The organism is Dactylosporangium sp. NPDC051087, from assembly GCF_055586325.1.
In genome coordinates, this window is the sequence record NZ_JBVJIJ010000032.1 from 122490 (window position 1) to 134743 (window position 12254).

Sequence of the window (12254 nt, forward strand, 5' to 3'; positions counted from 1 at the left end):
CTTCCGCTGTAGGTTGCCGTGCTCACACCGTATTGCCGGCCCGGGTCGGCGTCCCCCGACCATCGACGAGCTTCACATTGAGACTTTCGGCGAGTTCGTCGGGTGCCAGCCGCTGCGGATAGTTCCCGGTGAAGCAGCCGGTGCAGGAACTCGGCACCGCCATCGCTTCGCGCAGGCCTTCCAGCGACAGGTACCCCAGCGAGTCGGCGCCGACGAGCTGCGCCATCTGGGCGGAGTCCCGGCCCCGGGCGGGCAGCTCCGCCTCCGTCTTCAGATCGACGCCGAAATAGCACGGCCACCGGACCGGCGGCGCTGCGATGCGGACGTGCACCTGCAGCGCACCGGCCCGCCGGAGCATCGCCACCACCTCGATCATCGAGGTGGCCCTGACGATCGAGTCGTCGACCAGCACGACCCGGCGGCCCTCCACCGCCTCGACGACCGGGTTCAGCTTGCGCCGCACGCTGTCCCGCCTGCGCTGCTGTCCCGGCTGGATGAAGGTGCGCCCCACGTAGGCGTTGCGCACGATGCCCTCGTCGTACGGCAGCCCGGCGGCCTCCGCGTAGCCCAGCGCCGCCGGCCGGGCCGTGTCCGGCACGCAGATGACGACGTCGGCCGCGGCCGGCTCCTCGGCAGCGAGCAACGCGCCGAGCCGGCGCCGGATTCGGTGCACCCGCGCACCGCCGAACATCGAGTCCGGCCGCGCGAAATACACCGCCTCGAACGAGCACGGCGCCGGCTGCGGCTGGGCGAACCGCAGCGACCGCAGCCCGTGGTCGTCGATCGTCACGACCTCTCCCGGTGACACGTCCCGCAGGTAGGTGGCGCCCAGCACGTCCAGTGCCGGGGACTCCGACGCGACGACCCAGCCCCCGTCGTCGGGCAGTACCCCGATGCACAAGGGCCGGAAACCGTGCGGGTCCCGGATCGCGTACAGCCGGGTGCGGTCCATCGCCACGATGCTGTAGGAACCCTGCGCCGCGGCGAGCGCCCGGGGCAGCGCCGCGGCGAGCGGGCCCGGCTGAGCGGCGATGATCCGTCCCACCAGCTGCGTGTCGGCCGCGCCCGCGCCTGCCCGCGGCCCGCCGGTGAGGCCGAGCAGGTTGCCGTTGTGCGCGACGGCGAACACCTCACCCGAGCGCGTCGTGCGCCGCACCGGTTGCGCGTTGTCCACTGTGGACAGGCCACTGGTCGGATACCGGACGTGCCCGATCCCGACGTGGCCGTGCAGGCGGCCGACGGTGGCCGCGTCGAAGACCTCGCGGACCTCGCCCATGCCGACCTCGACGTGCAGCCGGTCGCCGTCGGCAAGCGCGATCCCGGCGGACTCCTGGCCGCGGTGCTGCAACGCGATCAGGCCGTGGTAGATGGATTCGGCGATCGGTGTGCTGTGTGAGCGGACGCCGATGACGCCGCAGTACTCGCCGGTGTTGTCCAGCATCGTGACTCCCCGGTGCAGGTTCAGCTCGGACGGGTGGCGGGTGCGTACCCGAGCACGGCATGCAGCAGCACATCGGCGCCGGCGACCAGGTCCTCGTCGCGGCTGCGCTCGTGCGGTGAATGGCTCACCCCGGCAACGCTGGGGACGAAGATCATGCCGACGGGCGCGATCCGCCCGATCACCTGCGCGTCATGCCCCGCGCCGCTGGGCAGCGTGCGGTGCGGCAGGCCGAGCGTGTCGCTGGCCGCGGCGATCACGCTGCGCAGGCCGGGTGCACACGCGACCGGCGGGACCGACGTGCCGGCGCGGACCTCCACGCGGGTGCCGGTGTCCCGGGCCACCTGCGCGGCGACGGCACGCAGCGCCGCCAGGCCGCGCTGCAACGAATCCGCGGAGATGTCGCGCAGGTCGACCCGGAGCGTGGCCGTCCCGGGCACCACATTCCAGGTGCCCGGCTCCACGCTGCACGCCCCGACCGTGGCGACCCGCACCACGCCGTGGTTCCCGCCGAGCTCCCGCACGGCGAGCACCAGGTGGGCGGCGGCGACCAGGGCGTCGCGCCGGGCATCCATGGGCGTGGTGCCGGCGTGGTTGGACGTGCCGCGAACGACGAGTTCGGCGGTCACCCGGCCGGTGATCGCCTCGACGACGCCGATCGGCACCCGTGCGGACTCCAGGACGGGGCCCTGCTCGATGTGCAGCTCCAGGTAGGCGGCGATCTGCTCGGGGCGCCAGGCCGCCTCGCCCAGCCGCTCCGGCTCACCGCCGGAGCGGTCCAGCAACGCCGACATGGGCTCACCGCGCTCGTCGAGGGCAGCCAGGTCGCTGTCGTCGAGGCCGCCGACGAACGCGTGCGAACCCCACATCGGCATGGTGCCCGACGTGCCCTCCTCGTCGGCGAAGGCGACCACGCTGAGCGGGCAGCCCGGCCGCACGTCGTGCTCGTGCAGCGTCTGGGCGACCTCGACCGCGGCGAGGACCCCGTAGGCGCCGTCCAGCGCTCCCCCCTCGGGCACGGTGTCCAGGTGCGAGCCGAGGACCAGGGCGGGCCGCTCAGGCCCGGCGGTGCCCGTGCTGCCGATGAGGTTGCCGGCCGGGTCGACGCGTGGCTCGAGGCCTGCCCGGCGCATGTATCCGGCGACCAGTTCGCGGCCGCGGACGTCCTCGGCGCTGAACGCGAGCCGGCTCACCCCGCCGCGGGCGGTGACACCGATACCGCGCAGGGCGTCGATCCGGGCGAGCAGGCGGGGCCCGTTGGTCCGCATCCCGATGCGGACCGGGGCGGCCAGCGCCCGGGTCATGACGTCACCAGTCCGTTGCGGTAGGCGAACGCGGCCGCCTGGAGCCGGTCGCGCAGGCCGAGCTTCCGCAGCAGCTGCGAGACGTGATACTTGACCGTCGGCTCCCCGACGAACAGTTTCGAGCCGATCTCCTCGTTGGACAGTCCGGTGGCGATGAGACCGAGCACCTCCTGCTCCCGGACGGTGAGCGCCTCCATCGCGTCGCTGCCGGCGGTGGTCGCCGCGCGGCCGGAGATGTGGTCGATGACGTGGCGTACCACCGGCTGCGACAGGAACCCGTCGCCGGTGCCGGTGATCTCGATCGCGCCGACCAGGTCATCGGTGCTGCACGTGCGGAGCAGGATGCCGGAGGCGCCGGCCCGCAACGCGTCGAGGACCCGGCCGTCGACGTCGTCGACCATCAGCAGCACCGCCGGTCCCGCGCCGTGACCGTCGAGCAGCCGGCGGGTCAGGTGCACGCCGTCGAGGCCCGGCAGCCTCAGATCCGCCAGCACCACGTCGGGTTTCAGCCGCTCGGCGACCACAACCGCCCGGTCGCCGGTGTCGACCTCCCCCACGACCTCGACGCCGGGCGCGTCCCGCAGGACGGTCTTCAACCCCACCCGGACGAATTCGTGCGAGTCGCAGAGCAGCACGCGTGTCATGTCCCCGTCGCCTTTCGCCGGCCGATTCCTCGACTTGAGTCAAGACCCGGCCATACCGCGGGCACCAGGAACTTCCTCCGGCAGTTTCCCGTCGTTCTGCCCGGCAATCCACCGGATCCGCAGCGCAACGGGGATGCGGGCGGACCGCGGAACTGCCGGTCCGGCACGCCTCGGACGCGGCGGTGGTCGACCTGGGTCGCGCACCGCCCCCGCCGCTCGGCCGGGGCGCGGCCGAGCGGCACCGCCATACGCTGGCACGCGGTCCACTGTGGATCGACGAGACGATCGGAGCGAAGCATGCAAGACAGGCCAGCAAGGCGCAACGTCGGCGTGTTCTGCGGGACGCGTCCGGGACGGGACCCGCAGCACGCCACCGCGGCCTGGGCGCTGGGCGCGCTCGTCGCGCAGGCCGGTCACGGTCTGGTGTTCGGCGGCGGCGGCGCGGGGATCATGGGTGCCGTGGCGGGCGGTGCGGCCGAGCACGGCGGCGCGGTCACCGGTGTCATCCCGCGCTGGCTGTTCGACCGGGAGCTGGCCGGCGTCAGCGTCGCCGACCTGCGGATCGTGGACTCCATGCACGAGCGCAAGACCGTCATGTACGAGCTGTCCAGCGGCTTCATCGCGCTGCCCGGCGGCCTCGGCACGCTCGAGGAGATCTTCGAGATCTGCACCTGGGGACAGCTCGGCCTGCACGACAAACCGACCGTGCTGTTCAACCACCTCGGCTACTACGAGCCCGTGCTGCGGATGCTCGACAGCGCCGTCACCGAGGGGTTCCTGGACCCCGCGGACCGCGCACGCATCCGCGCCGCGGCCACCGTGCGCCAGGCGTTGGACCTCGCGATGCCGTCCGCGGACGGACCTCAGGCGCTGCGCAACGGCACCGAGCTGAGCGCCGCGCGCGTCTGAGCCGGCCGATCGGCCAGGCCCAGCACGTAGGCACGGGTCAGCTCGTCGACCCGGCAGCCGCCGTCGAAGGCGGCGCCGGGCGGCACGGCCTCGGCCAGGTGCAGGTCGAGCAGTTCCTGGACGGCCTCCGCGGCCCGTGCCGCGGGGAGCCCGGCGGCCCGTGCCACGTCCCGGACGCCGAGGCTGCCCGGCCCCCGGGCCGCCAGCTCGTGCAGGACCCGGCCGGCCGGACCGCTGAGCAGCCGGTGGCTCACCGACAGGCTCGACGCCATGTCCAGGTCCCCCGCCGACAGCACCGCGAGCACCTGCGTGCGGTCGCGCAGCTGCTCGGCCAGGCGCACCAGATCCTCCTGCGGCCGGGCACCGAGCCGGGCACCGGCGATGCGCACCGCGAGCGGCAGGCCGCCACAGCCGCCGACGACGGCCAGGGCCGCGTCGCGGGCATCGGCGACCGGCCCGGCACCGACGATCCCGGCGAGCAACTCGACGCTCTCGTCCGGTGACAGCGGCGGCAGCCTGATCGTGTGGACCCCGTCCAGCGCCGTCAGGGTCCGGCGGGCACCCACCAGCACGGCGCTGCGACCCGACGCCGGCAGGATGGCGCGGACCTGTTCCTCCGCCGTGACGTCGTCGACGACGAGCAGCGTCCGGCGGTCGGACAGGTACGCGCGCAGCAGCGCGGCGCGTTCCTCGCCACGGTCGGGCATCGCGGCGGCGCCGACCCCGAACGAGCGAAGCAGCCGGGCCACCAGCTCGTCACGGCCGACGGGGGTGCCGTCCTCCCGCATCGCCTGCGCCTGGATCTGCGCGTCGGGGTACTGCGGACGCAACAGGTGCGCGAGGTGGACGGTGAACGCGCTCTTGCCGATGCCCGGCGGGCCGGTGACCACCAGCGGCCGGGCCGACGACGAGGCGTTGCGCAGCGCCTGCCCGCTCACCATCGCCAGGAACGCCTGAGCGTCCATGATCTGCGTGACGCGACCGACGAACACCGGTACGTCGGCGGTGAGCTCGCACGGCCCGCCGGGCGGCGCGGGCACGGCCGGGGACACCGGGTCGACGGCCCATCCGACATGCGCGGTGCCGGCGGGCTGGGCCAGCTGCGCGGGCGGGTAGCCGGCCGCGACCAGCAGCTCGGCGTGGCGCCGCTCACTGAGCCCGAACGCCAGGGCCAGCAGCGCCACCGTGCGGAACCTGGGCCGGCCGACCCGCCGGCGCTCCAGGTCACGCACTGCCCTGACGCTCAGCCCGGCCCGTTCCGCGGTCTCCTCCTGGGTCAGCCCGGCCGCCTCCCGCATCGACCGGACCAGGTCCCCGAAGCTCATCCGAGCTCCGGGTGCAGTTCGCACAGGACCGCCGTGGCATCGTCGTGGCGTTTGCCGATGTACGTGCCGTCCGGCGTGGCCCGTTCGGCCTCGCGGACCCGGCGGATCAACGCCGCGGGCCCTTCCTTGCACAGCAGGTCCAGCGTGGTTTCCCAGGTGTCGCCGTACCGCTCGACGAGGCGGGTGACGCCGTCGGTCAGCACGGCGACGTGTTCCAGCTCGGCGGCCGGGAGCCGCCCGGTGATCGCCTGCTCGGCCGCCTCCGGGCAGGTGCTCGCCACCCAGAAGCCGTCGTGGGTGTTGCGGGCCGCGCTCATCTGCGCACGGGTCGGGTCCTTGAGGCGCGTCATCCGGGTGTCCTCCACGGCCGTCGTCCCGCCCGCCATCGAGCGGAGCACGATGGCGGTGTCGGACAGCACCAGGTACTCGACGTCCGCGCCGACCCGGCGCATGATCGCGACGGTGCTCGCCGGCGAGTCCGGGTTGCCGAGGTCGCAGCCGTCGCCGTGCGCCCCGCGCAGCTGATCGATCGCCGCGTGCAGGCTTTCGGTCAGGCCGCACTGCGGTGCGATGCTCAGCCGGCGCCCCAGCAGGCTGCCCAGGTTGGCCACGAACCAGCGCACGTCGTGCCGGCAGCCGGTCTGCTCCACCATCGTCGTCGCGCCGTCCAGAACCACCACGTACTCGTTCGACGCGACGACGAGATCCTCGTTCGCCCGCCCAGGTGCCGGTGCCGAATGGAAATGGACACGCATTCCTGCTCCCCCGCTCGTTGCGCAACGTCCACGGACGGTCCAAGAAAGTTCTCAACGCCGATATGTATAACTCATGGATCGGAAGCACATGGCCCCGTCACAGGCAACCGTCCAAAGTTTGAGGAAACTGCCTCGCACCCGCCGCTAGCGTTTGCCTATGCACAGCGATACCGACGCCACCTTCGCAATCAATCATGCGCAGGAACGCCTTCTGGCCGGCGGCGACCCGGCCGCCATCTACACCGTCGAGGCGAGCGTGCCGGTGCCGCGGACGTTGGACGTCCGTGCCGTCCGGCGTGCCGTCGAGGCGCTGCTCACCAGGCACGAGGCGCTGCGCTCGCGGCTGACCTGCACCCCGGACGGCACGGCCCGCCAGGAAGTGACCGCGCCCGACCTGATCCGGCAGCTGTGCCGCTTCGACGTGCGGGTGGTCGCCGCTGCCGCGGACCTGCCGGCCGCGGTCGCCTCGGCCGGCCACGACAGCGTCGACCCTCGCGAGTACGCCTGCCGGTGCGCGCTCTGGCTCGCCGGTGACCATGTCGGCCACGTGACCCTGACCATGTCGCACCTGTTCGCGGACGGCGTGTGCCAGCAGCTTGTCGCCGACGACCTGGCCGCCCTGCTCGCCGGGGCCGCGCTGCCGCCCCCGGCGCGCCAGAGCGGCTGGTACAGCGGTGACCGCCAGGCGGACCGCGCGGCTGAGGACGACGCCTTCTGGCGCCACGAACTGCGCGGCGCGCCGCGCGGCTGCATGTTCGCGCCGTTCACCCACACCGGCGCCGAGATCAGCGAATCGGCCGAACGGCGCCTGGAGGGCCTGGGCGACGCCGTCGGCGCGGCGGCGGACACGCTCGCGGCCACCCCGTTCCTGATCTGGGCGACCGCGCTGAGCACCCTGGTCTCCGGCCTGACCGGCCAGCACGCGCACGTGCTCCGCTCAGTCGCCGCCAACCGTTTCGACAGCCCGGACGCCACCGTGGTGGCGAACCTGGCGCAGCCGGTGTACGTGCGGGTAGACGGCGACGCCGGCGACACCTTCGCCGGGCGGCTCGACCGGGTGTTCGCCCGGAGCATGGCGGCGCATTCGCACGGCCGGCACGACAGCCTCGCGCTCCTGCGCCATCTCGACGGCGCGCAGGTCCGCAACGGCTCGGCGTTCCGGCCCGCGGCAGACCTCAATGTGCTCATCCACCGCGGCGGGACCGGCGGCCCGCCCGGGGCGGCCACCCGGACGTGGCGGGCGGTGACCCGGTTCGCGCCGCAGCGCGGGACCGCCGACCTGGCCGTCGAGGTGGAGCCGGGGGCGGTGACGCGCGTGCGGGTCACCGCCGGGCCCGCGGTGTGGACCGCGCGGCCCGTGGCCGCCCTGCTCGACGACCTCGTCGACCTGGTCCGCTCGGCCTGCCGGACGCCGGACCTGCCGCTCGCCGCGCTGGGCGTGCGGCCGTTGCCCGGCGTCGCGGCCGCCGTCGCGGGTCACCGCAGCGGCATCCTGGTGCATCCGGCCGCGATGCGCGCGCTGCTGCTGTCCGCGCCGGGCGTGAATGACGCCGCCCTGACCGTCGTCGACGGCCCGGACGGCATCAGGCTGCACGCCACGGTCGAGGTGGAGCAGGACGTCGATGAGCCGGGCCTGCTCGACTGGTACACCCGCCGTCAGCCGTGGATCTCCGGCTCGGTCGTGCCCGACGAGGTCCGGATCGGCGGTGCGGCCAACGGTGCCGCGTTCTCCTCACCGAGCGGGGCGGGGACCGGCTCCGGCGCGTCGTCGCCGGTGGGCGCGGGCGCCGGGCGCACCAGCAGCATGAGCGCCGCCGCCCCGCAGACCACGGCGGACAGCCCGAGCAGCAGGCGGTAGTCCACGATGCCGATCACCGCTGCGCCGGCGGCGATCGACACCGTCTGCGGCACCAGGATGAACAGGTTGCTGACGGCATTGACCCGGCCCTGGGTCCGCGGCGGGGTGTAGCGCTGCATGGCGGTGCTGAGGCCCACGACGAACAGCGGCATCGCCGCCCCGTTGACGACGGCGGCGGCGAGCACCACGGGCAGGTAGGGCGCGATGAACACGGCGTTGGCGACCGCGAACGCGATCAGGCCCACGCCGACGAGCCGGGCCTCACCGAAGCGCCGGTTGATGCCGGCGGCGGCGACACCGCCGAGGATCGCGCCGACCGCCTGCACGCTGCTGAGCACTCCCATGAACGCAGGCGGGCGGTGCAGCCCGTCGTCGATGATGGCGAAGGAGACGCTCTCGTAGAGGCCGAGCACGCCGAAGGCGACCGCACCGGCGACGCTGACCTGCCAGAGGATCGGCACCCTCCGTACATGCCGGAACCCGGCCAGCACGTGCTCCATGAACGGCTCGGGCGCCTCCGGCTCGCTCTCCTGCACCGAGATGCTGGTCAGCACGATCGCGGCGAGCGCGAACATCCCGACCACGAACAGGGCGAGCGCGGTGCCGCCCCACGTCGCGTACAGACCGGCACCGACCAGCGGCGAGAAGAGCCGCAGTCCCTGCACCACGGTCTGCAGGGTGGCGTTCGCCGAGGACAGCATCTCGTCCGGCAGCAGGTCCTTGAGCAGCGCCGAGCGCGCCGCGCCGAGGAAGTTGGCCGAGACACCGTAGGCGAACGACACCACGTACAGAATCCACAGCTGATCGCGCCCGTGCACGAATGCGAGGGACAGCACGAACAGTCCGGTGGCCACGTTGCTCAGGACGATGAGCGGCTTGCGCCGGACCCGGTCGACGATGCTGCCGGACAGCGGCGCGAGGAACACCGGCACCGTCAGGGCCAGGAACACACCGCCGGCGGCGGCGTTGCTGCCGGTGAGATCCTTCGCCCAGATGGCCAGCGCCAGGTACAACGCGGTGTCGCCGAAGTTGGACAGCGCCTGGCCCAGCAGAAGCCGGCGGAAGCCCGGGTGGCGCAACGGTGTCATTCAGCCGGCACCGTTCGCCTGCAGCTGCCCGACCTGGGCGGCGAGCGCCCGGACGGTCCGTGCGCGGAAGATGGCGCGCAGCGGCATGTCGACCTGGAACGTCTGGTTGATCCGGGCGCAGAGCTGGACGGCCTTCAACGAGTGCCCGCCCAGGGCGAAGAAGTCGTCGGTCGGCCGGGGCTCGCCGCCTTCGAGCAGGTCGCCGCAGAGCGCCGCGATCGTCCGCTCGGTGTCACCGTCTGCCGCCGCGGGCAACTGCTCGTTCGAAGTTTGCAACGGTTCGGTTCGCATGAGCCAATCTCCTCGTCCGTGTTCTCCGAATTTCCCGGCAGCCGTGCAGTGACCCTATATCGCGTTACCGCGCGAGGCCCGTCGACACGACAGCGGCTTCGCCATCACCGTCAATGTGTGCAACTGTTCGGATTGAACGGTCGCCCGGCACTCATCCCGCCCTCCGCGTATTCTGCTCCAGCTCTTCGGCGAGTTCCGACCATTCGTCCGCGCACGCACGGGCGATTTCGGCGACGACATACGCGCAGTGCGGCGGCGCATCCATGATCAGGCGCTTGCAGTGGTCCGGACCGTCGACCACCGCGAAGAGCCGGCGTATCAGCGCCCGCCCCGTCTCGGTGTAGCGCACCGACGGATCGCGGCTCAGGTTGTGCAGCAGCGACACCGAACCACGGATCGCGTCGGCGCCGGCTTCAGTGGCAGGCTCCGGGCCGGTCTCCGGGGCGGTCCGCTCCGCAGACGCCAGGCCGGCCTCTGGTGCGGTCCGCTCCGCTGACGCCGGGCCGGTCTCCGGTGCGGTCCGCTCCGCTGACGCCGGGGCGGGAACGGGGTTGGGCACGCGTGCCGGTGGGCGCTGCCCGGGCGGCACGGGATCCTCGTTACGACGCAGACGGTCCCGTACATCGCGCACCGTGGCAGGCGAGATGCCACACGCGCGGGCCACCTCACGCAGCGATGCGTCCGGCCGCTCGGCCAGCAGCTCGCCGGCCAGCCGCCGGGCGTCGGCCGTGCTGGCCGGGCGGGCGCGGCCGTCGACGCCGACCCGGACACCGATGGGCGCGCCGACCCGGCGGCGGATCACCCCGACCGTGCCGGGCGACAGGCCCGCGAGGGTGGCTATCGAACGGTCCGAGCGATCGGGTGACGCGCGCAGCAGCCGCACCGCGGCCGCCTCGCGATCGGCGAGAGTGAGCGGCAGACCGTGCGCCACGTTGAGCCGCACGGCGGCGGCGAACGCCTCGGCGTCCGTGCCGTCGAAGAATTCCGCCTCGATCAGGGTGTTGCCGCGCATGAGGGCGGCCCGCACCCGGTGCACACCGTCGACGACCCGGTTGCCGTCGCGGTGCACGAGGATCGGTGGCAGCCGCGCCACCTGGGCGAGCACGCGGATGTGGCCGAGGTCCTCGCCGTGCAGTCTCGGCGAGTAGCCGAACCGCAACGATCCGATCGGAATCCAGCGCCGTGGCCCGGCACCGGCAACAGCTGTCAGATCTGCGCGATCCAGCACATCCGCCCTCCTCCGACTCCGTCGACACGACCTACGGGCGAGCGGTGCTGCGCGGGCACGATGATTACTCGTGAGCTCGCCCCCGTTGCCCTGAGTGGTCAGTCCCCAACCGCGCATTCCTGTAAACCTCCTTTACTGTATGTGCGAATCCTACGGACGCGCTCGGCTCAGCCGGCCACTGCCGCGGCCCACTGCTGATGCCCGAGCGCGGCGGCGGGCTTCCCGCTCGCCGTGGCGGCGGCCACCAGATCGCAGTTGTGATACCGCGACTCGGCCAGGTCGACGGGCCCGCCGGTAAGCAACGCACGGGCCATCTGCCGGATGCCGTCGCGGACCCGGTACTGCGGACGGAAACCGAGTTCGGCGCCGATCGGGCCGAACGCCACCCGGTAGTCCCGCTCGTCGGTGGCCACGGGTTCCACCACCACTTTCGCCGACGCCACCTCGGCCCCGACCGCGTGGCCCACATCGACCAGGCGGTAGTTCTCCTCGTCGGAGCCGCAGTTGTAGATGGCCTGAGGCTGCTCGGCGCCCACCATCCGGACGAAGGCTTCCGCCGCGTCGGACACGTGCACGAACGGCCGCCATTGCACGCCGCCGTAGACCTCGACCCGGCCCTGCAGTACGGCCATCGCGGTCATTCGGTTGACGGCGAGGTCGTACCGCATCCGCGGCGACAGCCCGTACAGCGTGGCCAACCGCAGCACGTGCGGCTCGAAATCGGCGTCGGCGCTGGCCAGCACATGATGTTCGGCGCGGATCTTGGTGTGCGCGTAGGTCGATCGAGGGTTGAGCGGTGAGCGCACCGTCGCCGGCCCGTCGAACGACGTCCCGTAGTTGCTGCAGGTCGATGCGAGAATGAACCGCCGGACGCCGAACTCCCGGCATGCCTCGGCCAGCAGCACGGTGCCCAGGTAGTTGATCTCCCAGGCCAGCTCCGGGTCGACGTCGCAGGCGGCGTCACCGACGATGGCGGCCAGGTGCACGACCGCGTCGACATCCCGCAGGAGCCGCTTCCAGTTCGCGACGTCACGCACGTCCGCCACGTGATACGACACCAGCTGAGAGCGCGGCCGCACGTTCGAGGTGAGGTTGCTGTCGACCACCGTCACCCGATGGCCGGCGTCGAGGAGCTGCTGCACCAGGATCGATCCCAGATATCCCGATCCCCCGGTGACCAACACCCTGCTCGGTGACATGTACTCAGGTCTCCCTTGTCGAAGATGGGCCTGATCCGACCGCACGGCGCACGTCCCAGGCCGAGGCCGGTACGCGGACATGCCGTGCAACTGACGGGTCAGCTGGTCGTGGACGTAGGTCCGTCAGGTGTTCGGGCCGGACCGGGACGCGGTTGAGCGCGAGGCCGGTGGCGGCGCGGATGGCGGCGACGATGGCGGGGGTGGAGGAGATGGTG

Annotated in this window: 10 protein-coding genes and 1 pseudogene; 2 read left to right on the forward strand and 9 right to left on the reverse strand. The window is 72.7% G+C overall.

All coding sequences use genetic code 11. The features are described from left to right. Positions 1-22 precede the first annotated feature (22 nt). Genes purF through ACZ6TV_RS44590 form a run of 3 tightly spaced genes read right to left on the reverse strand, consistent with a single transcriptional unit; the run spans position 23 to position 3386 of the window. A complete protein-coding gene (gene purF / locus ACZ6TV_RS44580) occupies positions 23-1441 on the reverse strand; it encodes an amidophosphoribosyltransferase (RefSeq protein ID WP_465305740.1) in 1419 nt (472 codons plus the stop codon). 20 nt (positions 1442-1461) lie between these two features. Next, on the reverse strand, positions 1462-2742 hold the full coding sequence (locus ACZ6TV_RS44585; RefSeq protein WP_465305742.1) for an allantoate amidohydrolase: 1281 nt from the start codon (positions 2740-2742) through the stop codon (positions 1462-1464). Further along, positions 2739-3386: a LuxR C-terminal-related transcriptional regulator gene (locus tag ACZ6TV_RS44590; protein WP_465305744.1), complete on the reverse strand. Its 648-nt coding sequence runs from the start codon at positions 3384-3386 to the stop codon at positions 2739-2741. The genes ACZ6TV_RS44585 and ACZ6TV_RS44590 overlap by 4 nt, the downstream gene beginning before the upstream one ends. Before the next feature lie 297 nt (positions 3387-3683). Between ACZ6TV_RS44590 and ACZ6TV_RS44595 the strand changes: the two genes are divergently transcribed. After that, positions 3684-4295, forward strand: coding sequence for an LOG family protein (locus ACZ6TV_RS44595; RefSeq protein ID WP_465305746.1), 612 nt, complete (start codon positions 3684-3686; stop codon positions 4293-4295). Here the strand turns inward: ACZ6TV_RS44595 and ACZ6TV_RS44600 are convergent. Next, positions 4250-5620 carry a helix-turn-helix domain-containing protein gene (locus tag ACZ6TV_RS44600; protein ID WP_465305748.1) on the reverse strand — a complete coding sequence of 457 codons (1371 nt, stop codon included), beginning with the start codon at positions 5618-5620 and terminating at the stop codon, positions 4250-4252. The two genes, ACZ6TV_RS44595 and ACZ6TV_RS44600, sit on opposite strands and share 46 nt — an antisense overlap. Next, positions 5617-6375, reverse strand: coding sequence for a protein phosphatase 2C domain-containing protein (locus ACZ6TV_RS44605; protein ID WP_465305750.1), 759 nt, complete (start codon positions 6373-6375; stop codon positions 5617-5619). Before ACZ6TV_RS44605 ends, ACZ6TV_RS44600 begins: the two co-directional genes overlap by 4 nt. Positions 6376-6532: 157 nt before the next feature. Here ACZ6TV_RS44605 and ACZ6TV_RS44610 point away from each other — a divergent pair. Then, positions 6533-7540, forward strand: a pseudogene (locus tag ACZ6TV_RS44610) (condensation domain-containing protein); the annotation flags it as partial. A gap of 491 nt (positions 7541-8031) precedes the next feature. On the opposite strand, the gene ACZ6TV_RS44615 reads toward ACZ6TV_RS44610, so the two are convergent. The 4 genes from ACZ6TV_RS44615 to ACZ6TV_RS44630 all read right to left on the reverse strand — a co-directional run bounded on the left by ACZ6TV_RS44615 (position 8032) and on the right by ACZ6TV_RS44630 (position 12120). Beyond that, positions 8032-9321, reverse strand: coding sequence for an MFS transporter (locus ACZ6TV_RS44615; protein ID WP_465305752.1), 1290 nt, complete (start codon positions 9319-9321; stop codon positions 8032-8034). Further along, the gene (locus ACZ6TV_RS44620) at positions 9322-9612 is read right to left on the reverse strand and encodes a phosphopantetheine-binding protein (RefSeq protein ID WP_465305754.1); all 291 of its coding nucleotides are present in this window, start codon (positions 9610-9612) and stop codon (positions 9322-9324) included. A 151-nt stretch (positions 9613-9763) separates the two neighbouring features. Further along, positions 9764-10957 (reverse strand): ParB/RepB/Spo0J family partition protein, encoded by a 1194-nt coding sequence (locus ACZ6TV_RS44625; RefSeq protein ID WP_465305756.1) that lies wholly within the window; start codon positions 10955-10957, stop codon positions 9764-9766. Between the two features lie 50 nt (positions 10958-11007). Continuing rightward, positions 11008-12120 carry an NAD-dependent epimerase/dehydratase family protein gene (locus tag ACZ6TV_RS44630; protein ID WP_465305758.1) on the reverse strand — a complete coding sequence of 371 codons (1113 nt, stop codon included), beginning with the start codon at positions 12118-12120 and terminating at the stop codon, positions 11008-11010. Positions 12121-12254: the final 134 nt, after the last annotated feature.

What these genes read in the sequence shown, in the direction of transcription:
- purF (WP_465305740.1), bottom strand. Translation starts at nt 1,441, where the DNA reads ATGCTGGACAACACCGGCGAGTACTGCGGCGTCATCGGCGTCCGCTCA.
- ACZ6TV_RS44585 (WP_465305742.1), bottom strand. Translation starts at nt 2,742, where the DNA reads ATGACCCGGGCGCTGGCCGCCCCGGTCCGCATCGGGATGCGGACCAAC.
- ACZ6TV_RS44590 (WP_465305744.1), bottom strand. Translation starts at nt 3,386, where the DNA reads ATGACACGCGTGCTGCTCTGCGACTCGCACGAATTCGTCCGGGTGGGG.
- ACZ6TV_RS44595 (WP_465305746.1), top strand. Translation starts at nt 3,684, where the DNA reads ATGCAAGACAGGCCAGCAAGGCGCAACGTCGGCGTGTTCTGCGGGACG.
- ACZ6TV_RS44600 (WP_465305748.1), bottom strand. Translation starts at nt 5,620, where the DNA reads ATGAGCTTCGGGGACCTGGTCCGGTCGATGCGGGAGGCGGCCGGGCTG.
- ACZ6TV_RS44605 (WP_465305750.1), bottom strand. Translation starts at nt 6,375, where the DNA reads ATGCGTGTCCATTTCCATTCGGCACCGGCACCTGGGCGGGCGAACGAG.
- ACZ6TV_RS44615 (WP_465305752.1), bottom strand. Translation starts at nt 9,321, where the DNA reads ATGACACCGTTGCGCCACCCGGGCTTCCGCCGGCTTCTGCTGGGCCAG.
- ACZ6TV_RS44620 (WP_465305754.1), bottom strand. Translation starts at nt 9,612, where the DNA reads ATGCGAACCGAACCGTTGCAAACTTCGAACGAGCAGTTGCCCGCGGCG.
- ACZ6TV_RS44625 (WP_465305756.1), bottom strand. Translation starts at nt 10,957, where the DNA reads ATGCGCGGTTGGGGACTGACCACTCAGGGCAACGGGGGCGAGCTCACG.
- ACZ6TV_RS44630 (WP_465305758.1), bottom strand. Translation starts at nt 12,120, where the DNA reads ATGTCCGCGTACCGGCCTCGGCCTGGGACGTGCGCCGTGCGGTCGGAT.